The 22,928-nt window shown below is 62.5% G+C and carries 24 protein-coding genes and 1 pseudogene; 18 read left to right on the top strand and 7 right to left on the bottom strand.

Features of this window, described 5'->3' with window-relative positions:
* Positions 1–104 precede the first annotated feature (104 nt).
* From def to truA, 3 genes are all read left to right on the top strand, one after another.
* On the top strand, positions 105–695 hold the full coding sequence (gene def / locus RZS28_RS01765) for a peptide deformylase (RefSeq protein ID WP_407339506.1): 591 nt from the start codon (positions 105–107) through the stop codon (positions 693–695).
* A gap of 120 nt (positions 696–815) precedes the next feature.
* Positions 816–1,757, top strand: coding sequence for a methionyl-tRNA formyltransferase (fmt, locus tag RZS28_RS01770; protein WP_407341014.1), 942 nt, complete (start codon positions 816–818; stop codon positions 1,755–1,757).
* Complete coding sequence (truA, locus tag RZS28_RS01775; protein ID WP_407339507.1) at positions 1,744–2,508, top strand: tRNA pseudouridine(38-40) synthase TruA; 765 nt, start codon at positions 1,744–1,746, stop codon at positions 2,506–2,508. The genes fmt and truA overlap by 14 nt, the downstream gene beginning before the upstream one ends.
* A gap of 124 nt (positions 2,509–2,632) precedes the next feature.
* Here truA and RZS28_RS01780 read toward each other — a convergent pair whose 3' ends face one another.
* The 4 genes and pseudogenes from RZS28_RS01780 to lgt form a co-directional block, all read right to left on the bottom strand.
* A complete protein-coding gene (locus tag RZS28_RS01780) occupies positions 2,633–2,845 on the bottom strand; it encodes a hypothetical protein (protein WP_407339508.1) in 213 nt (70 codons plus the stop codon).
* A 122-nt stretch (positions 2,846–2,967) separates the two neighbouring features.
* Positions 2,968–3,744 carry a polyphenol oxidase family protein gene (locus RZS28_RS01785; protein ID WP_407339509.1) on the bottom strand — a complete coding sequence of 259 codons (777 nt, stop codon included), beginning with the start codon at positions 3,742–3,744 and terminating at the stop codon, positions 2,968–2,970.
* Positions 3,741–4,829, bottom strand: a pseudogene (locus tag RZS28_RS01790) (class I SAM-dependent methyltransferase). Before RZS28_RS01790 ends, RZS28_RS01785 begins: the two are co-directional and overlap by 4 nt.
* Entirely contained in the window at positions 4,826–5,644 is an 819-nt protein-coding gene (gene lgt / locus RZS28_RS01795; protein WP_407339510.1) for a prolipoprotein diacylglyceryl transferase, read from the bottom strand. The pseudogene RZS28_RS01790 and the gene lgt overlap by 4 nt, the downstream one beginning before the upstream one ends.
* A gap of 266 nt (positions 5,645–5,910) precedes the next feature.
* Here lgt and RZS28_RS01800 point away from each other — a divergent pair, with 266 nt between their 5' ends.
* Together RZS28_RS01800 and RZS28_RS01805 are read left to right on the top strand one after the other, a co-directional pair.
* On the top strand, positions 5,911–6,177 hold the full coding sequence (locus tag RZS28_RS01800) for an accessory factor UbiK family protein (protein ID WP_407341015.1): 267 nt from the start codon (positions 5,911–5,913) through the stop codon (positions 6,175–6,177).
* A gap of 183 nt (positions 6,178–6,360) precedes the next feature.
* Positions 6,361–6,927, top strand: a complete 567-nt coding sequence (locus RZS28_RS01805; RefSeq protein ID WP_407339511.1) for a hypothetical protein — start codon at positions 6,361–6,363, stop codon at positions 6,925–6,927.
* Between the two features lie 165 nt (positions 6,928–7,092).
* Here RZS28_RS01805 and RZS28_RS01810 read toward each other — a convergent pair whose 3' ends face one another.
* Positions 7,093–8,214, bottom strand: a complete 1,122-nt coding sequence (locus tag RZS28_RS01810) for an AI-2E family transporter (RefSeq protein ID WP_407339512.1) — start codon at positions 8,212–8,214, stop codon at positions 7,093–7,095.
* 331 nt (positions 8,215–8,545) lie between these two features.
* On the opposite strand from RZS28_RS01810, the gene RZS28_RS01815 reads away from it, so the two are divergent.
* The 4 genes from RZS28_RS01815 to RZS28_RS01830 all read left to right on the top strand — a co-directional run bounded on the left by RZS28_RS01815 (position 8,546) and on the right by RZS28_RS01830 (position 11,192).
* The gene (locus tag RZS28_RS01815; protein ID WP_407339513.1) at positions 8,546–9,046 is read left to right on the top strand and encodes a YbjN domain-containing protein; all 501 of its coding nucleotides are present in this window, start codon (positions 8,546–8,548) and stop codon (positions 9,044–9,046) included.
* A 2-nt stretch (positions 9,047–9,048) separates the two neighbouring features.
* Positions 9,049–9,873 (top strand): pyrroline-5-carboxylate reductase, encoded by an 825-nt coding sequence (gene proC / locus RZS28_RS01820; RefSeq protein WP_407339514.1) that lies wholly within the window; start codon positions 9,049–9,051, stop codon positions 9,871–9,873.
* Complete coding sequence (locus RZS28_RS01825; RefSeq protein ID WP_407339515.1) at positions 9,870–10,343, top strand: hypothetical protein; 474 nt, start codon at positions 9,870–9,872, stop codon at positions 10,341–10,343. The genes proC and RZS28_RS01825 overlap by 4 nt, the downstream gene beginning before the upstream one ends.
* A 102-nt stretch (positions 10,344–10,445) precedes the next feature.
* Positions 10,446–11,192, top strand: coding sequence for a TetR family transcriptional regulator (locus RZS28_RS01830; protein WP_407339516.1), 747 nt, complete (start codon positions 10,446–10,448; stop codon positions 11,190–11,192).
* 64 nt (positions 11,193–11,256) lie between these two features.
* On the opposite strand, the gene RZS28_RS01835 is transcribed toward RZS28_RS01830, so the two are convergent.
* Positions 11,257–11,742, bottom strand: coding sequence for an FxsA family protein (locus RZS28_RS01835; protein WP_407339517.1), 486 nt, complete (start codon positions 11,740–11,742; stop codon positions 11,257–11,259).
* Between the two features lie 164 nt (positions 11,743–11,906).
* On the opposite strand from RZS28_RS01835, the gene RZS28_RS01840 reads away from it, so the two are divergent.
* The 4 genes from RZS28_RS01840 to RZS28_RS01855 all read left to right on the top strand — a co-directional run bounded on the left by RZS28_RS01840 (position 11,907) and on the right by RZS28_RS01855 (position 14,930).
* Positions 11,907–12,620 carry a Tim44/TimA family putative adaptor protein gene (locus tag RZS28_RS01840; protein ID WP_407339518.1) on the top strand — a complete coding sequence of 238 codons (714 nt, stop codon included), beginning with the start codon at positions 11,907–11,909 and terminating at the stop codon, positions 12,618–12,620.
* A gap of 118 nt (positions 12,621–12,738) precedes the next feature.
* A complete protein-coding gene (locus RZS28_RS01845) occupies positions 12,739–13,905 on the top strand; it encodes a murein transglycosylase A (RefSeq protein WP_407339519.1) in 1,167 nt (388 codons plus the stop codon).
* 303 nt (positions 13,906–14,208) lie between these two features.
* Positions 14,209–14,514 carry a Smr/MutS family protein gene (locus RZS28_RS01850; RefSeq protein WP_407339520.1) on the top strand — a complete coding sequence of 102 codons (306 nt, stop codon included), beginning with the start codon at positions 14,209–14,211 and terminating at the stop codon, positions 14,512–14,514.
* Positions 14,511–14,930: a metallopeptidase family protein gene (locus tag RZS28_RS01855; protein ID WP_407339521.1), complete on the top strand. Its 420-nt coding sequence runs from the start codon at positions 14,511–14,513 to the stop codon at positions 14,928–14,930. The genes RZS28_RS01850 and RZS28_RS01855 overlap by 4 nt, the downstream gene beginning before the upstream one ends.
* Positions 14,931–14,965: 35 nt before the next feature.
* Here RZS28_RS01855 and RZS28_RS01860 read toward each other — a convergent pair whose 3' ends face one another.
* Positions 14,966–15,817: a hypothetical protein gene (locus RZS28_RS01860; protein WP_407339522.1), complete on the bottom strand. Its 852-nt coding sequence runs from the start codon at positions 15,815–15,817 to the stop codon at positions 14,966–14,968.
* 515 nt (positions 15,818–16,332) lie between these two features.
* Between RZS28_RS01860 and leuD the strand changes: the two genes are divergently transcribed.
* The 5 genes from leuD (at position 16,333) to RZS28_RS01885 (ending at position 22,867) form a co-directional block, all read left to right on the top strand.
* Positions 16,333–16,938, top strand: coding sequence for a 3-isopropylmalate dehydratase small subunit (gene leuD, locus RZS28_RS01865; RefSeq protein WP_407339523.1), 606 nt, complete (start codon positions 16,333–16,335; stop codon positions 16,936–16,938).
* 266 nt (positions 16,939–17,204) lie between these two features.
* On the top strand, positions 17,205–17,282 hold the full coding sequence (gene pqqA, locus RZS28_RS01870) for a pyrroloquinoline quinone precursor peptide PqqA (RefSeq protein ID WP_407341016.1): 78 nt from the start codon (positions 17,205–17,207) through the stop codon (positions 17,280–17,282).
* A gap of 504 nt (positions 17,283–17,786) precedes the next feature.
* Positions 17,787–18,074 (top strand): pyrroloquinoline quinone biosynthesis peptide chaperone PqqD, encoded by a 288-nt coding sequence (pqqD, locus tag RZS28_RS01875; RefSeq protein ID WP_407339524.1) that lies wholly within the window; start codon positions 17,787–17,789, stop codon positions 18,072–18,074.
* Positions 18,071–19,198: a pyrroloquinoline quinone biosynthesis protein PqqE gene (gene pqqE, locus RZS28_RS01880; protein WP_407339525.1), complete on the top strand. Its 1,128-nt coding sequence runs from the start codon at positions 18,071–18,073 to the stop codon at positions 19,196–19,198. Before pqqD ends, pqqE begins: the two co-directional genes overlap by 4 nt.
* A gap of 165 nt (positions 19,199–19,363) precedes the next feature.
* Positions 19,364–22,867, top strand: coding sequence for an indolepyruvate ferredoxin oxidoreductase family protein (locus RZS28_RS01885; protein ID WP_407339526.1), 3,504 nt, complete (start codon positions 19,364–19,366; stop codon positions 22,865–22,867).
* The last annotated feature ends 61 nt before the right edge of the window (positions 22,868–22,928 follow it).

A 22,928-nucleotide genomic window follows, 5' to 3' on the forward strand; every position in this document is an offset into this window, starting at 1 on the left:
CGCAAAGCCCATGGCGAGCAATTTCCAGGGAAACCAAGTCCATATTGGTCTTTGCGACGGATCGGAAATTGACGTTCGGCGGCGCCGGCATTATTTCTTAGAACATGTCTATCCGCACCATCATCACCCCGCCCGACCCTCGCCTGCGCCTCGCCTGCGCGCCGGTTGAGAGCGTCGACGATTCGATCCGCGCCCTCATGGACGATATGCTTGAGACCATGTATGACGCGCCCGGCATCGGCCTCGCCGCGATCCAGATCGCGGTGCCCAAGCGGGTGATCGTCATCGACGTCGCCAAGCGCAAGGACGAGGAGGCCTCGGCCGACCCAATCTGCCTCGCCAATCCGGAGATTCTCTGGACCTCGGAAGAGCTTTCCAGCTACGAAGAGGGCTGCCTGTCGGTGCCGGAGTTTTACGAGGAAGTTTTCCGGCCCGCGCGCGTGCGCGTCGGCTATCTCGACCGCGAGGGCCGCCGGCAGGAGATCGAGGCCGACGACATTCTGGCGACCTGCCTCCAGCATGAGATTGATCATCTGAACGGAATTCTGTTCATCGATCACATATCGAGGCTGAAACGGGACCGAATCCTCAAGAAATTCAGCAAGGCGGCCAGGCTCGAGACGGCAAAGCACGACACCGCCGACCGCAAGCGCAGCGCCGGGGGCGAACGCGCGACGGCTGACGCCGAGGCCTGATTTTCGCGCGCGGCCAAAAGGCTTAGATAAGGCGCAAATTCCGACGGGAAGGCCAGAACCCTCAGGCCCGGACATTTTCAGGCCCAAACACATAGGCCAAGAGATTTGCGCATCGTCTTCATGGGAACGCCGGATTTTTCGGCGCCCGTGCTTACCGAACTTGTCGGCCGCGGCCATCATGTGGCGGCGGTCTATACACGGGTGCCGAAACCGGGCGGACGGCGGGGCCTCGAGCCGACGCTCTCCCCGGTTCATGCGACCGCGCTGCGTCTCGGCATCGAGGTTCTGACGCCCAAAAGCTTGCGCTCGGAAGAGGCCGCCGTGACCTTGCGCGGCTTTGCGCCCGAGGCGATCGTCGTCGTCGCCTATGGTCTGATCCTCCCCAAAGACATTCTCGACATACCGGAAAAGGGCTGCTTCAACCTGCATGCCTCCCTCCTGCCCCGCTGGCGTGGCGCGGCGCCAATCCAGCGCGCGATCATGGCGGGCGACCGGGAAACCGGCGTCATGGCGATGCGGATGGAGGAAGGGCTCGACACCGGCCCGGTCGGGCTCGCCGAGCGCATAGACATCGGACCGGAGGCGACCGGCGGAGAGATCCATGACAAATTGGCGAGCGTCGGCGCCGATCTGATGGCGCGGGCCATGGAGGCAATCGAGCAAGGCGGCCTCGCCTTCACGCCCCAAGCCGAGTCCGGCGTCACCTATGCGCATAAAATCGACAAGTCCGAGGCGCGGATCGACTGGGCCAGGCCGGCGCAGGACGTTCATAATCTCATCCGCGCCCTTTCGCCTTTTCCCGCCGCGTTTTTCGAGGCCGATCTCGGCAAGGGGCCGGAGCGCGTCAAGGTCTTGCGCAGCATGGTCGTCGAGCGGTCGGGCGCGCCTGGGCTGGTGCTGGACGAAGCGCCGACGATCGCCTGCGGCGAAGGCGCGATCCGCCTCCTCGAGCTTCAGCGCGCGGGTAAGACGCCTATGAAAGCGGAGGATTTTCTTCGCGGCGCGAAGCTGCCTGTCGGGGCGTTGCTCGGCGCGCCCAAAGAGCCCGATGCCGCGCTTTAAGCTCACCATCGAATATGACGGCGCGCCCTATGTCGGCTGGCAAAGACAAGCCAACGGCTTTTCCGTGCAAGAGGCGATCGAATCGGCGATCCAGGCGATTTGCGGCGACGAAGCCGCAATACGCGGCGCCGGGCGGACTGACGCCGGCGTCCACGCCAAGGGTCAGGTCGCGCATGTCGATCTCGCCAAGGATTGGCGCCCAGATGTCTTGCGCGACGCCCTGAACGCGCATCTGCGGCCGGAGCCCGTCGCCATTCTTTTAGCCGAGCGCGTTCCCGACGCCTTCGATGCGCGGTTCTCCGCGCTGCGCCGCCACTATCTCTATAGGATCGTCAATCGCCGCGCGCCTTTGACCGTCGAGCGCGGGCGCGCCTGGCTGGTCAAAAGAAAGCTCGACGCCGACGCCATGCGGGAGGCGGCGGCGGGCCTCCTCGGCCGGCATGATTTCTCGACCTTTCGCGCCTCCGAATGCCAGGCGGAAAGCCCGGTTCGGACCTTGGATCGCCTCGATGTGGCGCGGATCGGCGACGAAATCCAAATTCGCGCCAGCGCGCGCTCCTTCCTGCATACGCAAGTGCGCTCCATGGTCGGCTCGCTCGAATATGTCGGGTCCGGCAAATGGAGTTCCGGCGATTTGCTGGCTGCGCTCGATGCCCGCGACCGAAGGCGCTGCGGCATGGTCGCGCCGGCGGCGGGGCTATACCTGATGCAGGTGGATTATGCAGCTGAAGGTGATTGGCGAAGGGAATAGAAACCTGCCTTTGCCAACTCTTCCGCAGCAAGTCAGCAAAGCTGAAATTTTTGAAATTTGCTTGCACAGTTCTCGAAAACGAGAAACGGGGCTTTTCGTGCTTCCCCTAACTTTCTCCACCGCTTCAGTTAGCATCAAAAGCGGCTTCTTCACTACGGCTCTTCAATCGCGGGTCCGTCGGCTCGATGCCGTTCGCCGTGGAGATACCATTCTCGTCGACCGCCCGGTTCAATTTTGGCCGGTCCGCCGACCCGATGAAACCACCCGTGCTGATGCCACTCCTCAGCACCATCGTCGTATTTCCGAGCTGGCCCATCCACGCAGTGCAGAAAACCATCGCTATTCTTTTTCTCCATTACGACTTTTCGTTCCATCGCGGGAATCCTCACTAAGCGCACCTCAGACGAGGAGGTGGGGTGGGGCCGCGCTAAACTCAAGAAGCCCAAAAGTCAGGCTCCCTCAAACCAGCGCGATCGCAGCCACGAGACGCCCATAATCGGGCTCTTGCCGATGCACCGATCGGCGATAGGAGTAAAATCGCGCGACATCCGCGTAAGTGTCGAGGCCAAGATCTTCGAAACACCCGACGCCCGCCCGAGCCAAGCGCATCCCGATAAAGCCCGGCAAGTCGAACATGAAACGCCCTTCGCCGTCCGACGCGGAAAAAAAGCTCGCGTAATCCTCCGAAGCCGCGATGAAGCGCTCACAAAATTCCGAGCCGACCTCATAGCTCTCCCGCCCAATCGTCGGGCCAAGCACGGCTGTGGTCGCCGCCCGGTCGGCGCCAAGCTTCTCCATCGCCGCGAGCGTCGCCTCGAGCACGCCGGTCAGCGCCCCTTTCCAACCGGCATGGGCGGCGCCGACCACCCGCGCCTCGACATCGGCGAACAGGACCATGCCGCAATCGGCTCCCGTCACGCCGAGGCCAATGCCGGGGACTTTGGTCGCCAAAGCGTCGCAGCGCGGACGCTCGGCGAAAGGCTCCGTCACGACCAATGCGTCCGGCGAATGGATTTGGTAGGGCACAAGGAGATGCGTCGGGGCGACGCCGAGATGCGCCGCCATCCGGCGCCGATTCTCGGCGACGGATTTTGGATCGTCATTCGACCCGACGCCGCCATTGAGCGAGGCGTAAAGCCCTGTCGAGACGCCGCCGTCGCGGGTGAAAAATCCATGCGCCAATCCCGGCCAGTCAAAGAGGCTGGCGGTAATTGGAGTCGGCTGGTTTTCCATCATTGTGGCTCCGTCTCGAAGCCGGCCGGCGCTGGGAGGCCGCGCGGCGTCACCGCGAGCGCCTTGAACAGCGTGGCCATGCTGGCAGGTTCGCCGTCGCCGCCGGCAAGTCGCGCAAGGGCCGCATCGATGGCGGCCCTTTGGCTGGCGCCGGCATTGCGCCGCAAGATGGCGGCGCGTTCGAAAATGCCGAGACGGGCCAGAAATTCGCCTTGCGTCACAGGTCCGTGAGCCGGCGCCGGCGGCCCTTGCGGCGCGGGCGAGAGCGCGAAAATCGACATGCGCCGTGAGGTCGGCTTCGCCCGGATCGCGCAGAGGATCGGCGAACTTGTGCCGGCGCACCGCCTGCAAGGTTTCGCCGCGGGCCGCTTCGCCATAGCCGTAATCGATGGCGAGCAGTACGCCGCCCTGGGTCGCGATCCGATGTGCGAGATGCGCCATCAGCTCGGCCGCGGCGACGCCAAGTTCGAGAATTTCCCCTGGTTCTCCGCCAGCCACCAGACGGGCCTCCGGCTCCGGGGCGAGGCCGAATTCGAGCCGCCCTTCGCGGTCGAGACCGACGAGCCTTTCGCGCCAGCCGCCCTCGGAGCGCACGTAATGGCGCACCGGCAAGGCGTCGAAAAACTCATTCGCGATGAAGATTGCGGGCCCCGGAGGCGTTTCCTCGACGCGATCATGCCAGGCGATCGGGCCGCCCCAAGCGGCGAGCGCCTGGCGCTGGATCTCGCGCAACGGCCCGCTCGTCTCGACGAGATGCAGGTCGAGCGCGTCCAAAAATCCGGGGCGATCCGGGCCGCGCGCAGGGCGTCCGCCATCAGCGCGCCGCGCCCCGGCCCCAGCTCGACGAGGCGGAAAGGCTTGGGCGCGCCCATCATGCGCCAGGTTTGGACGCTCCACAGACCGATCAATTCGCCGAACATCTGGCTGATCTCAGGCGCGGTGGTGAAATCGCCATCCGTCCCGAATGGCGTTCTTGACCGGTAATAGCCATGCGCCGGATGCGAGAGCGCGAGCGTCATGTAGCGCTCGAGGCTGATCGGCCCCTCTTGCGCGATCATCTCGCGAATCAGGGACTCGAGGGCGTTCATGCGAGCGCGGCCACCCGGCGCGACGCGCGAAATATAAAAAAGAGCCCAACGGCGATCAAAGGCAGCGACAAAAGCATTCCCATCGTCGCGCCGCCGAACAGGAAGCCGAGCTGCGGATCCGGCTCGCGAAAAAATTCGCAAGTGATTCGCGCGACGCCATAGGCAGCCGCGAAGAGCCCGACGACGAGCCCCGGCCGCTGGAGCGCGCCAAGCCTAATCGCGACATAGAGCGCGATGAACAGAGCGACGCCCTCGAGGCTCGCCTCGTAAAGCTGGCTCGGATGGCGCGGCAATGGGCCGGCGCCGGGAAAGACCATCGCCCAGGCTACGTCAGTCGGCCTTCCCCAAAGTTCCGGCTTGATGAAATTGGCGATGCGCCCGAGGAAAAGCCCGATTGGCGCCACGGCGCAGCAGACATCGCCGAGGCTCAGGACCGAGACGCCTCTCCGTCTGGCGAGAATGTAAATGGCGACCGCAGTTCCGACGACCCCTCCATGAAACGCCATGCCGCCTTTCCATACGGCCAAGATTTCGTCAGGATGAGCGAGAAAAAACCATGGATTGTAGAAAAGAACATAGCCGATCCGGCCGCCGAGTATGACGCCGATCGCCGCATAGACGAGGAGATCGTCTATGCAGGCTTCGTCCGGATGCGGCGTCCCCCTCCATAGAAAGTCGCTGCGGACCAAGAGGCGCGCATAGGCCCAGCCGAGCACCAGTCCGGCGATATAGGCCAGCGCGTACCAGCGGATCGGGAAAGGTCCAATCGCGATGAGCACCGGGTCGATAGTGGGATAGGAAATGAGGATCGGCATGGGCGCTCCGGACATCCTTTGGTGATGCGACGCCGGCAAAACCGCGTCAAGCATCATCCCCGCCGTTTTGCCTCAAGACCGTTACGACCCTGTGTCAGAAAAAATCCGCCGGCCGAAAGCAGATTGTGCTAAATGGGCGCGCACTAGAGCCTTTCCCATCGCGTGGACCAAAAATCAGCGAAAAGGAATCGCTCAATTTCAAGAAGCTGGAGCAAGTCCCGAAAAAGTCGACCACGTTTTTCGGAACGCTCGCATGGAGTCGAATGATGGCGCAGAACCGGGTTTTCGAGGATTTCACGCGTCTGATGACGGATGCGACCGAAGTGGCGCAAGGCGTCCGCCGCGAAGCCGAGACCGCCATGAAAAGTCAAATCGAGCGTTTCCTCGCGACAATGGATGTCGTCACGCGCGAGGAGTTCGAGGCCGTTAAGCAAATGGCCGCGGCGGCCCGCGAGGAAAATGAAAAATTAGGCAAGAGACTCGCCGCCCTGGAGGCCGAGCTCGCCCCGAAAGGAAAAAGCGGGAGCAAATAGCGGCGTTCGCTCCAGTTAACTTGGCGCTCTTTTTTGGATGGTAGAGCAGATTGACGCGCTAAGACGGATGGCTTCGCTTGTCTGTCTCAACGAGACCTCCTCTTGGCGCGCGTTTGGTTTTCACCTGCCGATCGGTCGCGCAGACGACTGAACGGCGCCGTCGTCGCCTCGGAGCCCGCACCCATGGCCGATTATGAAACGGACAGCAAAACCGCCACGAACTGGAGCCTGCGCGCCATCATCCTCCGGGAATGGCCCTATTTCGCCATGCTGATTCTCACGCTGTTCGGCGTCGCCTACACAAGCGTCGCGCGACAGTCGATGACGACCTATTGGGTGATCCTCGTCCCTTGCTTCGGCGCAATCTGCGTGGCCTCGCATTGGGCGGAGGTCGAGGGCCGGGACGAGCATTGGCGGCTCATCCGGACCCAGGTCCTGCACTGGGCCGCGGTCCTGATGGCGATGGAGCTCGTCTTCATCGCGGACGTGAGGCAAATCATGAATTCCGACGCCAGCGCGCTCATGGCGCTCACAGTGCTGGCGCTCGGCACTTTTACGGCGGGCGTTCATGTCGGCTCCTGGCGCATCTGCCTGGTCGGGATCATCTTGGGCCTTGGCGTTCCCGCCATCGCCTGGCTTGAGGAGGCTACGCTGCTTCTCCTCCTTGGAGCTGTTGTTCTGGTTGCGATCGGCGCGATATTCTTGTTGCGCGGCCCGGGCGGCGCCGACAGGGACGCGACGCCGGCTTAGAGCATGTTCCGAAAAAGTTGATCGACTTTTTCGATCAGAACATGCTCCAAACTTTATGAATTTGAGCGGGTCCTTTTTGCATCGGATGATCTCATCCGATCGGGACGCGCTCTAGGCCTTTCGTTGAAAAATCCAGTCCGCCGACAAGCCGCTGGGAACGCGCCGTCAGCTTGGCTCTTTGCGCGCAGGGCCGTTTGGTGCGGCGGACGCCGCCATGCGCCCAGTCAGGCTCGCATCACCGGGCGCAGCGGCGGCCGAAAAATGAGCGATCGCGAAACGCACGAGCACGCCGATCGCGGCCGCGAGCGGCACGGCGATCAAAAGGCCGACGAAGCCGAACAGATAGCCGAAAGCCGAAATCGCGAAAATCACCCAGACGGGATTGAGCTTGATGCGCGCGCCGACAAGATAGGGCGAAAGCGCATAATCGGCGACGGATTGGCCGACAATGAAAACGCCCACTAGCGCCGGAATCAACGTCCAGCTCGGCCAGAACTGAAGGAGCGCCACCGTGATCGACAGGACGAGCCCTGCAAGCAGCCCCAGATAAGGCACGAAACTGATCAGGCCGGCCGCGAGGCCGATCAAAAGCCCATGATCGAGGCCCGTCAGCCTCAAAGCCACAGCATAATATATCGCGAGGATAAGGCAGATCGTTCCCTGGCCATGCAGGAATGCGGAAATTGTCGCATTTATTTCATGGGCGACGGATCGCGCGTCGTCGCGATAGGCCGCCGGAATCGAGCGATCAATCGTCGCGAGAATGCCGTGCCAATCCTGAATCAAATAGAAGGCGACGATCGGGGCCACCACCAGGAGGGAAAAGATCGAGATCAAAGCCTGGCCGCCGGACCATAGCGAGCCGAGGAGGCTCGTCGCCCAGCTTGCGCCGAGCGGCGCCAGCTGCCCGGTCGCCTGCTCGGCCTCGTTCAACCCTTCGCCGATGATCTTGCGCAGCCATGGGCGGCTCGGATCTTCCGCAAGCGCCTGAAGCTGCGCGACATAGCCCGGAAACTTGTCGATGAAGAGCGCGACCTCGGAGCCCAGCATCGGCGTGATCAGAACGATCACCGCGATGACGGCGCCGACGAAAAGACCAATGATGCCGAGAGCCGCGATGGCGCGGTTGATCCCATTCCGCTCCAGCCGATCGACCAGCGGGGCGAGCAGATAGGCGAGCGCAATTCCGGCCACGAAGGGCAGCAGGATTTCGCGCAGCAGCACGATTGCCGCGATGAGGACAGCGAGCGTCGTGGTCCAGACGATGAGAGGCCGAGCTGGTTTCATGGTCCGACTATATGCCGGCAAGAGCGGTCAAGAGCAATATGGAGCCGGCGGCGGCGCTCGCCAAGGAGCGCCTTGAAGGCGACGGCGACTTCGATCGATGAATCCATTCCCGATCCAGAAATCTGTTCTATTGGGGACAATCTCTTGCAGACCGGTTGCATAGAGGCGTCACGTTGTGATTCCCTAGCGAAACATAGAGTGGAATTCGTTTGAGTCGCGCGTCAAGGCGCGGCGCGATTCGGACGATTGTTCTTATGTTCGTCTCGCGTTTTGCTTGTCGCGTTCTCGAAGCCGAAATGTTTCGAGGCCGCATTGTCCTAAAGGCCACCGAATGTCGATTTTGCAATTCGAAGCCCCGCGCACCGAACATCCTGTCGACATCATCGAGAGACTGGCGGCCCACAACCAATGGCCTTTCGACCGTGACGAAGAGGATGAGATTTCGATCTCCGTCGCCGGCAGCTGGACCGATTACAACATCGCTTTCACCTGGCTTTCCGAGCTTGAGGCGCTGCATGTGGCCTGCGCCTTCGATTTCAAGGCGCCGAGCGTGCGCAGGATCGAGCTCGTCAGCCTCATCTCGCTCATCAATGAACAATTATGGATCGGGCATTTCGATTTCTGGCCGAATGACGGGGTGGTGATGTTCCGGCATTCGCTGCTGCTCGCCGGCGGCGCCGAGCTCAATGGCCAGCAGTGCCAGACCGTCCTCACCAGCGCTGTGCGCGCCTGCGAACGCTATTACCAGGCCTTTCAATTCGTCGTCTGGGCCGGCAAGACCGGACGCGAGGCGATCGACACGGTCATGCTCGAGACCAAGGGCGAAGCCTGAAGATGGCCGCGCCGGAAACGGATCGGTTTCCCGCCTCGCTCATTCTCGCCGGAGCCGGCAAGATGGGCGGGGCGATGCTGCTCGCCTGGCTCGATCAGGGCTTCGATCCGCGCCGCATCTGCGTCATCGATCCTCAGCCGTCGCCCCAGATCGTCGGGCTCGCGGCGGAAAGAGGTTTCGCGCTCAATGCTCCGGCCGCGCCGCCGGAAGTTCTCGTCCTCGCGATCAAGCCGCAGACTCTCGATGAGGCGACTGCGCTTGCGCCCCTCGCCGGCCCGCAAACGCTCGTCATTTCCATCCTCGCGGGCAAGACAATCGCCAATATCGCGGCCCGTTTTCCCCAGGCGTCAGCCATCGTCCGGGCCATGCCCAACCTTCCCGCAGCGGTCAGACGCGGGATCGCCGCGCTCGCCGCAAGCGAAGCGGCGACGCCGGCGCAGCGCGCCCAGGCCGAAGCGCTGATCGCCGCCACCGGCCAATTTGAATGGCTCGCCGACGAGCGCCTGATCGACGCCGTCACCGCGGTGTCGGGATCAGGCCCCGCCTATGTCTTCTACCTAGCCGAATGCCTGACGCAGGCGGCTGCGGCTCTGGGCTTGCCGCCGGATGTCGCCGCAAGGCTCGCCCGCGCGACTGTGGAGGGAGCCGGCGAGCTTTTGTTCCGAAGCGGCGAAAGCACGCCCGCCGAACTGCGCGAAAGCGTGACCTCGCGCGGCGGAACGACGGCCGCCGCCCTCGACGTGCTGATGGCGCCGGACGGTCTCGCGCCGCTGATCGAGCGCGCCGTCAAGGCGGCGCAGCGCCGCGCCGAGGCCCTATCCGGATGACGCGCCGCGCATTGCGGGATGAACGCTTCAAACCGCTCTTATCCGCCCGGCGCCCACTCCTCCGCCTCGCGGCGATGCTGCTCCAATGTATTTTTGCGGAAGGCGTAGCCGCGGATGAGCGCGACCCCTTTCTCGCCTTGGCGACTCATGCCGAAGGGATCGTCAATTATGTTCGCGCGTCCGAGGTCCAAGCCTTGGTTGATCTCAATCAATCGAAATGCCTGCTCGTGCTGTTGAGCGGGGAAGAGATGCGGGCCTACCAAAAATGCGCGTCGATCGCAGGCGACCCCAAGCAATATGGCTTCGTCTCATTTACCTCGCCGTTCGGCAATGTTTTCGCCATTCCCGCCGCCATATCCAGTCTGCGGTCCACCAGCAGCTCAGGGTGCAGCCTGGCTTTGAGAAACGCCAGATTCGTTCCCGTCAGCGAGTCCTGCGTCGCCGCGCATAAGGCGCTGGTCGGCGAATAGACGACGTAGCGCCAACTTACCCGGAGAGACGCCTTGGAACCGGACCGCCCAGACGCTACATAAGCAGGCGCAAGAGCATGAAACGAGGTCTGGGAGGCGAACATGGTCGACAAAAATGACAGCGACGAAACGGCCGAGTTCGGAGCGGGGGAACTCACACCTGCGCCGCAGGATCCCAAGAACGCAATCATAGAGGCGCTGCTCGAGCTTGCTGGCGAGCGCAACTGGGAAGACATCACGATTTCGGATGTCGCGACCCGGGCGAATGTCTCGCTCTCGACGTTCCGCGAGTTTTTTCCCTCGAAAGGAGCGGTTCTAGCGGCCTTCTCGCGCAAGATCGATCGCATCGTTCTCGATGGAACGACCGACGATCTCATCGGCGAACCGGCCAAGGAGCGCTTGTTCGACGTCTTAATGCGCCGCCTCGACGCCTTGGCGCCCTATAAGCTCGGGCTCGAAGGCGTTTCGGATTGGGCGAAGCGCGATCCGCTTGGCGCAGCCGCGCTTAACAAAGTGGTCGTGAACTCGATGCGCTTCATGTTGGAGGCGGCCAGCATCGACTCGGAAGGCGTCGTCGGCGGCCTGAAATTGCAGGGTCTGGCGCTGGCTTGGCTGCGGGTGCTTTCGGTCTGGTTCCGCGACGAAGACTTAGGGCTGGCCGCGACCATGGCGGAACTCGATCGCGAATTGACGCGCGGCGGACATTTCGTCGAGCGGGCCGAAGATCTGAACCGTCTCGCGTCGCCTTTATTTTCGCTAGCGCGCGCCTTGTTCGAGCGTCGTCGCGTCAGCCCCGACGGCTATCGCCGCCGGTCCAGCGAAGCGCGGGACGAACGGGCCGCTTCGTGAGCCTGTCGCGGAAAAGCTGGTCGGCTTTTTCGCGTAGGGCATGGTTCATGCCATTAGGGCCGCGTCACTGGGTGGTTCGCCGCGCGCGAGAGCCGGTCTCGTCGAGCCGCGACCATTCCTGCGGCGCAAGCTCGATGACCTTCGGCGCGGCGGCGCGGCGTCCATCAGGCGGGGCGCCATACTTGCCGACCTTCAGCCGCTCCGTCACCCAAAACCTGATCGACGGCGCGGCCAGAGCCAGCCCGATGAAATCGGAAACAAACCCGGGAAGGATCAACAAGATCGATCCAAGCCCGGCGAGCGTCCCGTCGAGCAGCGCCTCCCGCGATAGGCCGCCCTGCTCATGCGATCGAGCAGATAGGGCTTTGCGCAGCCGGAAAGCGGCGGAGACACCGAGACGCCGCAACATCGCCGCGCCGGCGAGGCTTGTCATGAGGCACAGAAGAATAGCACCGCTGAAGCTGAGGATTTCAACGATCAAGGCGAAGGCCGCGACTTCGGCAAGGAGCCAGATCGCGAAATAGAGCATGATCCGGGCTGGTAGACGCATCCGCGCACCATTCGATTGGAGTGAGAGCATGACGAAGACCGTCACGCCTGGACTTCAGCCATTTCTCTTCCCAGATAGAATTATATGATAAAGTTCGCCGAATGGCGCAACTCGCCGCAGCCGAAACCGGGGCGTCAAGCAAAGAGATGCAAGATTCATTCGATATGACAACGATCATTTTCGCGCTTCTCGCCGTTTTCGTGGTCTGGAAGCTGCGCTCCATCCTCGGAACCCGGAGCGGGACGGAAAAGCCGCCGAGCAATCCGTTCCTGAACCGCGCGCCCGGGCCGGCAGCCGCGCGGCGCGACGATGCGGACAACAAGATCATCACCCTGCCGGGAGCGCCTGACCTTTCGGCGGCGGCGCGGAATGCGGCTCCCTCCGATCAGGCCGAGCGGTGGAAAGGCTTTGCCGAGCCCGGCTCAAAAGCCTGGGCGGGGCTCGACGCCATTGCCGCGGCGGATCGGTCCTTTGCGATTCAGCCTTTCATCGACGGCGCCAAGGCCGCCTATGAAATGATCGTCGGCGCATTTGCCGCAGGCAATCGCCAAGTGCTGGAAAACCTTCTGGCCAAGGACGTTTACGATAGCTTCGCCACGGCGATCTCCGAGCGCGAAAAGCGCGGCGAAAAGGTCGAGACGACCTTCGTCTCGATCGACAAGGCGGTCGTTGACGACGCCGAGCTTCGCGGCGGAGCCGCCCAGATCACGCTGCGCTACACCTCCCAGATGATCACCGTGACTCGCGCTCAAGACGGCGCCGTTATCGAGGGAAGTCCGGACAAGGTCATCGAAATCACCGATGTCTGGACTTTCACGCGGGACGTTAATTCACGCGATCCAAACTGGAGGCTCAGCGCGACCGGGGCCGGCGCTTGACGCAAGTCGCCCTCCGGCCTTCTCAATTTTCCGACGAGCTGATCTACGCCCTCTCCGGTTGAATGATCCTCGCGATTTCTGAACTCGGCGCCCAGTCGGACATCCGGGATGCTCATCGATGGCGCCTTCTTCGTCGCAGCCCGCCAAGCCTGAAGCTCTTCAACAAGATTCCACCAGCCAGAGCCTCGCGTCCCAAGGCCTCGCGTCGAAAGACCTGACGCTCGCCGAGCTGTCCTTCGCCGATCTTGAGGGTTTCGCGGAGGATGATCATCTCGAGGCGTTCCGGGTTTTCAGACTGTCCGGCGCGGCGCTCGTCGAGGACCGACCGGTTTTGCGCCAGGGGGTCGCGCCCTCCCCCGCCCTCAAAGCCATTTGTCGGCTTGCCCTGGACCAAACGCCAGGGGATCGAATCCAGGCGCGGCGCTTCTTCGAAGAGCATTTCAGGCCTTTCGGGGTGCGGGCGACGCGGGGGTCGAATGGCCATGCCGCCGGCTTCCTGACCGGCTATTACGAACCTGTCGTCGAGGGCTCGCTGACGCGGACCGCCGATTTCACGGCGCCGATCCTCGCCCGCCCCGATGATTTGCCTCCGTCGGCTGGCGGCGCGTCAGCTGGCCCCACGCCCTACCCCGACCGCGCCGCGATCGAGGCGGGAGCCATAACCGGACGGGCGCGTCCGATCGTCTGGCTGCGCGATGCGATCGAGGTCTTTCTCATCCAGGTGCAAGGCTCGGCCCGCGTCCGCCTCGCCGACGGCGGGCTTTTGCGCCTCGTCTACGCCGGGCGCAATGGCCAGCCTTATACGTCGATCGGACGCCTCCTGATCGAGGCCGGAGAGATCGCCGAAACGGATATGTCGCTTGCAAGGCTTAAAGCCTGGGTCCGCGACCATGGCCAAGAGCCGGGCGAAGCAGGCAGGGCGCTGATGCAACGCAACCGATCCTATGTGTTCTTCGCGCGCGACGAAAAGCTTGATCTGGCCGCGAGCCCCATCGGCGGCCAAGGCGTGAGCCTCACGCCGCTGCGGTCCATCGCGATCGATCGGACGATCTGGCCCTATGGCCTGCCAGTCTGGATCGCCGCCGATCTCCCTTGGGCAAGCGCTTCGGCCTCGCCGTTCCGGCGCCTGATGGTCGCGCAGGATACTGGATCGGCCATAGTCGGCCCGGCGCGCGCCGATATTTTTTTCGGCGCGGGGGATGACGCAGGCGCGCGGGCAGGCGATATTCGAAACGTGGGAGATTTTGTCGTTTTTCTTCCCGCGGGAGAAAGTTCGCCTCGGTGAAGGAAAGCATCTCGTCTTTCGTCAAAGGCCGGCCGCGCCGGCTGACCTCGGAGGAGATCGAGCTTTGGCTCACGGTCGCCAAGACCGTCGCGCCGAGGCCGGGAGCGCTTGCGCCTCAGGCAGCCCCTCCGCCGCCCGTTGGCGTCGACTCGGCGGCTGACGATTCAACGCCCGCCGTCCCCGCGCAAGCCGCGGCGCAGACCCTGGCGCCGGCCGCGCGCAAGGCCATGACCCCGCTCGCTGCACGCCGCTCGAGCGCCGGCTTCGGCAAAGCTGGCGCGCGGGCGGGCCGCGCCGGACGCCGTGATCGATCTCCATGGGCTGCGCCGGCAGGAGGCCTTCATCGCTCTGCGTCATTTCCTGTCGCGGGCGCAGCGCGACGGCGCGCGGCTCGTTCTCGTCGTCACCGGCAAGGGCGAGCGCGGCGGCGCGGAAGACGCGGAATCCGGCGTCCTTCGGCGCAATGTGCCGCATTGGCTGCGCGCGGCGGAATATAATGCGATCGTCGTCGGTTTCGAGGAGGCGACGCGCTCCCATGGGGGCGCCGGCGCGCTTTATGTTCGGCTGAGGCGGCGCGATCGGGCGCCGCGCGGGATGCAATCGCCATGACCTCTCCAGGCTTCAACTGGGCCGATCTGACGGCGCCGTCGACCGACGATCTCGAACGGCTTGCGAAATCGGCTTTCGAGGCCCTGCCGGGAGACTTCCGTCATCTCTGCGACGGCCTTGTCATTCAGGTCGAGGATTTTCCCGACGACGACACGCTCGACGACATGCAATGCGAGAGCGAATTCGATCTCTTGGGCCTCTTTCGCGGCCGCGGCCGGGCGCAATCCGAGGCGACGCCCGCCACCGGGCAATTTCCCAACATGATCTGGCTCTATCGGCGTCCGATTCTCGATTTCTGGGCGGACCAGGAGGACACGCTCGGCGCCATCATCACCCACGTCCTCGTGCATGAGATCGGGCATCATTTCGGCCTCTCCGACGAAGACATGCTGACGATCGAGGAGAGCGTCGAGTAAGGCGGTTGCCCCTGCGCGTGATTTGCCAGCCCACTTTATATGCCGGGCGCTAGGCGAAGGGCCGAACACATCTGCTTGTAGCGCGCAAGCAATTCAGGAGCTGTTGTTTGAGCTTTTATCCAGCTGGGGTGCTGGGCGCGCATGATCCTATTATAGAGTTCCGGCACGATTCTTTGGTATTCTTCGCGCCGAAGACGAAGTCTATCGCCCCTGTAATCGTTTTCATAACGGGTCTGCAAATATGTATATACGACCAACTCTGAACATAGGATGTTGACTATGCTTTCGGCCCTGTTGGGCTCGAACTCGATGAGCTCTCCGACTGCTAGACGACCGCTCTCATACATTAGAAATTGCATGTAGATCATCTGCCTCATAAGAATTTCGCTTTCGCTCACATTCTCTGCCGCGGCGATAGCGCGTAGATAGTCCATCATCGTCTTCCGATACGTATAAAACTCGGTCACGTATGTGACGACATTGACGTCGAGCGGCTCCAGGTCCGAAAGCTGGCCGTCATAGACAGGCGTATAATGCTCTTCGCTCGTAAATTTCCTCGAGGCGCAGCTGTCAGCGGCCCGTGAGTCATCTGAGGATGTTTGAGGCGTCCTCGGAGCCGCTTGCTCAACGATTGCGTGCTCTCGCTCCGCCTGTTCGACGGATGACTGGGCGAAATTGACGACAACGCAGACTCGGCAAATGACGGTGATTTCGCACGCGAATAGATCCACTGCGCCGATGCGCCTGCTCCCAGACTGATAAGCCCAATTAAGCACAGCGGCGGCGGCGGCGGCCAATGCGCTGGCGATCGTGCTATTCACGCTGAAAGACCGAGCATCGAAACTATAAAAGGCGATGCCGAGCGTGACCGGGACAAGGAGTATCATGAGGAAGGCGATCCACTGGAGATCCCCAAGGTGACGAGACGTGCAAAGACGCGCAAAAGTGAGCGAAGGTCCCTTTTCCTGCAACGTCCGCCCGAAGAAAAAGTTAGCCGCAAAGCTTATGGGATTCATGGGTGTTTTCCTCTCCATCGGCCATAAGAAGACTAGGCTATCTTGTCTCGCTGGTTCTCTCACTGTCTTTGGACGCCTCCGGCGAGCCTGATCGAAGCGCTATTCTCCTTTTCCCGTTGCAGCCATTCGAACTGAAATATGTCCTTATTGCTCCAAGACTTCCGCCTTGCTATGAACCCTGCTCAACGGCCGATCGCATCCGACGTCCTCATCCTAAAGAGGTCTGAAGGGCCCTCTCGTTCTTCGGAAGCTGAGGATGCGGAGACGAAGACCGCTCCCCGCACAGGATTGTCCTTCAAGACGCGCTTCGCGCGCTCCTCAGGATGAGGGCGCGCCGCACAAAAGTTCATATTCCCCGCCGCCAAAAGGACCTGGGACCCGCCGCTATGGAAAAATTCACTTCGCTCACCGGCGTCGCCGCGCCGCTCGGGATAACCAATATCGACACCGACATGATCATCCCGAAGCAATTTTTGAAGACGATCAAGCGGACCGGCCTCGGCTCGGGGCTTTTCTCGGAAATGCGCTACAGGGACGACGGCTCGGAAAATCCTGATTTCGTCTTGAACAAGACCGCCTATCGCAACGCCAAGATCCTCGTCGCGGAAGATAATTTCGGCTGCGGCTCGTCGCGCGAGCACGCGCCCTGGGCGTTGCTGGATTTCGGCGTTCGCTGCGTCATCTCGACAAGCTTCGCAGATATTTTCTACAATAATTGCTTCAAGAACGGCATTCTTCCGATCAAGGTTTCGCGGGAGGATCTCAAAAAACTTATGGATGACGCCGAGCGGGGCGCCAACGCCACGCTCTCGATCGATCTCGAAGCCCAGGAGATTCGCGGCCCCGACGGCGGAATCGTCAAATTCGAGATCGACCCGTTTCGCAAGCATTGTCTCTTGAACGGGCTCGACGATATCGGCTTGACGATGGAAAAGGCCAGCAAGATTGAAGCCTATGAAGCAAAGGCGGCGTCCGAGCGAAGCTGGCTTTAGGGCAGATCTTTGAAAGAGCTAAGCGACGCTTTCGAATAGGGCATGCCCCAGCCGCTGATCAGGATCCGTGCTTGGGCGGTTCGGAATTCGACCTTCCGATCAGGAGAGGCGGTAGATTGCCGCGCCGCGCCAATTGGCGCAAAAAAGCCATGACAACAGGCGACGCTGGGTGCTAGTCTCCGCGCCGAACGGGCTCAGACCGTTCAGGGTATGGAAACGAAGCGCCCGGAAAGTCGCAACACGTAAAGCAAAGGCAGAGGCTGAAAATGGCTTGGACGACTCCTATCATCGTTGAAATCTGCATCGGCATGGAAGTGACGAGCTACGCGTCCGCCGAAATCTGACGGCTGGACCTCGACGTTTTCCCGAATGTCCTGACTGGCGCCCTGCGCAAATTCTTTCTCGGTTCGGCGGCCAACCGGCATGGACGGAGAAAAACGCCTCCAAGCGCACAGTCAGTTCAGCGGTTCGCCGATCGCGAAGGCCGGCTGCTCTCCGGCACGCAAGATGGGCGCCAACATACAAACGAGCCGCCGGATTCCCGTCCGCGCGGCTCGATTTGGTTGTTCAGCCAATTTTCTTGGGCTTTGGCGCCGAAGGCGGCGACAGTCGTCGACCCAGACTTTTGGCCTCGCATGACCGGCCGGAGTTCACGCTTTTTGAAGCCCGTCGGCCTCGGCGCAGCTCAGAACTCGGTCTCCGTAGAGCCTCGTACAAAGGTTCGTTCCGTGCAGTCTCCAATGAGCTTTAAAGGCTTGGCGCGTCTTGAAGCGCCTATGTCGATTATGCGATCCAGCCTGGACTCCAGGCGCCTGGACGCTGTGCAACAACGCGTAAGGTGAAGCGGCATGAGAGAAGAATCGCCGACGGCCTCGGTTTCCAGGCCCCGCTTGCCGCGCGGCGTCAGGCTGAAACACGATGAGACGCGCGGCGAATGGCTGCTGCTCGCCCCGGAGCGCGTGATCAAGGCCGACGCCATCGCCGTCGCCATATTGCAGCGCTGCGACGGGATCGCGACCGTCGACGCAATCGTCGACGATCTGGCGGCGGCCTTTTCCGCCGACCGCGCAAGAGTCGAAGCGGATGTGCGCGCGCTTCTCGAAAATCTCGCCGCCAAGCGAATGGTGGACCTATGAGCGCCGATGCGAAAAAAATTCCGACCCCGGTCGGTCTTCTCGCCGAATTGACGCACCGCTGTCCGCTCGGCTGTCCCTATTGCTCCAATCCGCCCGCGCTCGAGCCGCGCGCGGATGAGCTCAACACGGCAAGCTGGAAGGAGATCTTTTCTCAAGCCGCCGCGCTTGGCGTCCTGCACGCCCATCTTTCCGGCGGCGAACCGGCCGCCCGGCGCGATCTCGTCGAAATCGTCGCCCATTGCGCGAAAGTGGGCCTTTACACCAATCTCATCACCTCCGGCGTCGGCCTCACGCAGGCGCTGGTCAAGGAGCTCGCCGACGCAGGGCTCGACCATGCCCAGCTCTCGATTCAAGATTCCGAGGCGCAATCGGCGGACCGGATCGCGGGATATTCAGGCGCCTTCGCGCGCAAGCGGGCTGCGGCGGAATGGATCACGCAAGCCGGGCTGCCTCTCACTGTCAACGCCGTCATACATCGCGCCAATGTGGAGCGCGCCGGCAAGACGGTCGAGTTCGCGGTCGCGCTCGGGGCGCGGCGCGTCGAAGTCGCGCATACGCAATATTACGGCTGGGCGATGATCAATCGCGCCGCGCTGATGCCAACGGCGGCGCAGGCGGAGGCGGCCATCGCAGAGGTCGAAGCGCTCAGGAAGACCTATGCCGGCGTCATCGTGATCGATCACGTCATCCCGGATTATCACGCGCGCTATCCAAAGGCCTGCATGGGCGGCTGGGGCAAACGCGGCTTGAACATCACGCCCTCCGGCAAGGCGCTCCCCTGCCATGCGGCGGAAACGATTCCGGGCCTCAAGTTCTGGAATGTGCGGGACCATTCGCTCGAAGACATCTGGTTCAATTCGGCGGCGTTCAATGCGTTCAGGGGAACCGATTGGATGCGCGAGCCCTGCCGCTCCTGCGAGCGAAAGACGATCGACTATGGAGGCTGCCGCTGCCAGGCGCTCGCGCTTGCGGGCGACGCACGGGAGGCCGACCCCGTCTGCCATCTTTCGCCGCATCACGCGAAAGTTGCCGAGATCGGGGAGGTTGCGGCCGGGAGCGAGGAGATCGACCGGGAGCCGACCTATGTCTATCGGCGCGTAAAACTGCCGGAGCCTGCTGAATAGATCTTTCGCCGGCCGGGCAAGGCCGCCCACCGGAAGCGGCGGACCTTTTATCTCCGGTGGAAAAACCGCTAAAAGATTGGAAACCGAGCCTCGCCGACTTATATCGGTTGATGCGGCGGTAAAGCCCGCATGGCCAGGTCGAGCGCCCGGCAGGAGACTTCAACGATGGCGGACGCGGTCAAAGGCCCGGTCGACCTCATCGAGGACCTCAAGTCCACCTCTCTCAACGATAAATATGATTTGACGAAACAGCGGATCTTCGTCTCCGGCCCGCAGGCCGTCGTCCGCCTCCTCCTCATGCAAAAAGAGCTCGACCGGCGCGCTGGGCTCAACACGGCGGGATTCATCTCCGGCTATCCCGGCTCCCCGCTCGGCGGCCTCGACCTCAATTTCCATCGCGCCAAGCGCGCTTTCGCCGCCAATGACATCTTGTTCCAGCCGGGCCTCAACGAGGATCTCGCGGCGACCGCCATATGGGGGGCGCAACAGGCGGAAATGCGCGGCGAAGGCCGGTTCGACGGGGTTTTCTCGCTTTGGTACGGCAAGGGGCCCGGCGTCGATCGCTCCGGCGACGTCTTCCGCCATGTCAATCTCGCCGGGACGTCGAAACATGGCGGCGCGCTCGCCTTGATGGGAGACGATCACACCGCCGAATCCTCGACGACGGCGCATCAGTCCGAATTCACCTTCGTCGATGTGATGATGCCAATCCTCTCCCCGGCCGGCGTGCAGGAGATCATCGACTATGGCCTCTACGGCTATGCGATGAGTCGTTTCACAGGCGCCTGGGTTGGCCTGAAATGCCTCAAGGATACGATCGAATCGACCGGCTCGATCGACGTCTCCCTCGATCGCGTAGCGCCGCGCATTCCGGCCGATTTCCCCATGCCGCCCGGCGGCCTCAATATTCGCGCGCGCGACAATGTCCTCGAGCAGGAAAAGCGCCTACAGAATTTCAAGCGCGACGCCATGCTCGCCTGGCTTCGCGCCAATCGCCTGAACCGGATCATCACCTCTGGCGGGCCCAAAGCCAGAATCGGCGTGATCGCCGCAGGCAAATCCTATCTCGACGTGCGCCAGGCGATGGACGACCTCGGCATTGACGAGGTCGCCGCCAATGCGCTCGGGCTCAGGCTGCTCAAGATCGGCTGTCCCTGGCCGCTCGAACCTGTCGCCTTGCGGGATTTCGCGCGCGGGCTCGAGCTCATCATCGTCGTCGAGGAAAAACGGTCGCTGATCGAAGTCCAGCTGCGCGAGGAGCTTTACGGTTCGGCCAACCAGCCGGTCTGCGTCGGCAAGAAGGACGAGCAAGGGCGCTGGCTGTTCCCGGTCACGGGCGCGCTCGACGCCAATGACATTGCGATTGCGATTGGGCGCCGCATTTTGCGCTTCGCGCAGAGCGACGAAATCGAGCGGCGCGTGCAAAGGCTGGAGCGCGCGCAGGCCAGTCTCGCCACAGGCGAGGAGATCGCGACGCGCTCGCCCTATTTCTGCTCGGGCTGCCCACACAACACATCGACGAAAGTGCCTGATGGCATGCGCGCCTATGCCGGAATCGGTTGCCATTATATGGCGCAGATCATGGACCGCGCGACCGAGGGCTACACCCAGATGGGCGGCGAGGGAGCGAATTGGATCGGCGAGGCGCCGTTCTCAACGCGTCCCCATGTCATTCAGAATCTTGGCGACGGCACCTATAATCATTCCGGTCTGCTCGCCCTGCGTTTTGCATGCGCCGCCGGCGTCAACATCACCTACAAGATCCTGTTCAATGAAGTCGTCGCAATGACGGGCGGACAACGCCTCGACGGCGGCCTGACCGTGGACAAGATCGCGCGTCAGGTCGCGGCCGAAGGCGTCCGCCGCATGGTCGTCGTGACCGATGAACCGGATAAATATCCGGCGGGTTTGCAATGGCCTGAGGGGCTCGCCATTCGGCCTCGCCGAGACCTCGACGATGTGCAGCGGGAGCTCGCCACGCAATCCGGCGTGACCGTCCTCATTTACGATCAGACCTGCGCCGCCGAGAAACGCCGCCGCCGCAAGAGAGGCGAAATGGCCGATCCCGATCGGCGCGTCATCATCAATGAGCTCGTCTGCGAGGGCTGCGGCGATTGTGGCGTGAAATCGAATTGCGTCTCGATCCAGCCGCTGGAGACCGAATTCGGCCGTAAGCGCGTGATCGACCAGTCGAGCTGCAACAAGGACTTTTCCTGCATCGAGGGGTTTTGCCCGGCCCTCGTGACGGTCCATGGGGCAAGGCCAAAGAAGGCGCAGGCCGCGAAGGACTATGATTTCCCGCTGCTTCCCCGGCCGTCGATCCGGGCGATCGGCGCGCGTCCCTACGGAATCTTGGTGACGGGCGTCGGCGGCACGGGCGTGGTGACGATCGGCGCCATTCTCGGCATGGCGGCGCATCTCGAAGGCAAGGGCTGCGGCTCGATCGACATGGCCGGATTGGCGCAAAAGGGCGGCGCGGTCTACAGCCATGTGAAGATCGCCGCAAAGCCCGACGACATTCATGCGATCAGGGTGGCGGCGGGAGAAGCCGATCTCGTCCTGGGCTGCGATCTCGTCGTCACCGGCTCGAAGAAAGTCCTCGCCGCGATGCGCAAGGACGAGACCGGGGTCGTCGTCAACACGGCGGAAATCTATCCTGGCGAATTCACGCGCAACGCTGATTTCTTCCTGCCCGCAGAGGGCCTCAAATGCGCGATCAGGCGGACGGCGGGCGAGACCGTCAGCTTCATCGACGCCACCGGCATAGCTTCGGCGCTGCTCGGCAATTCGATCGCGGCCAATATGTTCATGCTGGGCCATGCTTGGCAGCAAGGCCTCGTTCCGCTCGATGAGGCGTCCATCCTGCACGCCATAGAGCTCAATGGCGAAGCCGTGGAGATGAACAAACAGGCCTTCTTATGGGGCCGGCGCAAAGCCGCTGAGCCCGCCGCGGTGGAGGCGATCGTCGCGCTCCTGCGCCGACCGGCGGCGACGCGAGACCAATCGCAATCGCTTCAGGAGCTGATCGATCGACGCGCCGATTTTCTCGCCGCCTATCAGGACGCCGCCTATGCCGAGCGCTATCGTCAGCTCGTGACGCACGTCGCTGACGTCGAACGAAGACGGAACCCCGGCCGCGAAGATATCACGGACGCGGTTGCGCGCGCGTTTTTCAAATTGATGGCGATCAAGGACGAATATGAGGTCGCGCGGCTCTATGCGGACGGAAGTTTCGCGCGTCAGGCCGCAGCGGCGTTCGACGGCGATCTTACGTTCGAATTTCATCTCGCCCCGCCCTTTCTAGGCCGCAAGAACGCAAAGGGCGAGGCCTTGAAGACAAGCTTCGGCCCCTGGATCATGCAGGCGTTCAAGCTGCTCGCCAGACTGAAGGGCCTGCGCGGAACGCCGTTCGATATGTTCGGCTATGCGAACGAACGCCGGATCGAGCGAAAGCTCCTTGCGGACTATGAAACGCTGATCGAGGAACTCTTGGCGAAACTGTCGCCCGACAATCATGCGAGCGCAGTCGCTCTCGCTTCAATCCCTGAAAAGATCCGCGGCTTCGGCCATGTGAAGCTGCGCAGTCTCGAAGCCGCCAAAGTGGAGGAGCAGCGCCTGCTCGAACAATTCCGCACGGCATCGAGCTTTGTGAAGCTCGCGGCCGAATAGGAAACGCTATCGTCAAGCGGAAGCATGCGATCGACTATTTCGACAGCATGCTCCAACTCAT

Origin of the sequence: Methylocapsa polymorpha (genome assembly GCF_045689225.1) — a bacterium.
Classification (GTDB): Bacteria; Pseudomonadota; Alphaproteobacteria; order Rhizobiales; family Beijerinckiaceae; genus Methylocapsa; species Methylocapsa polymorpha.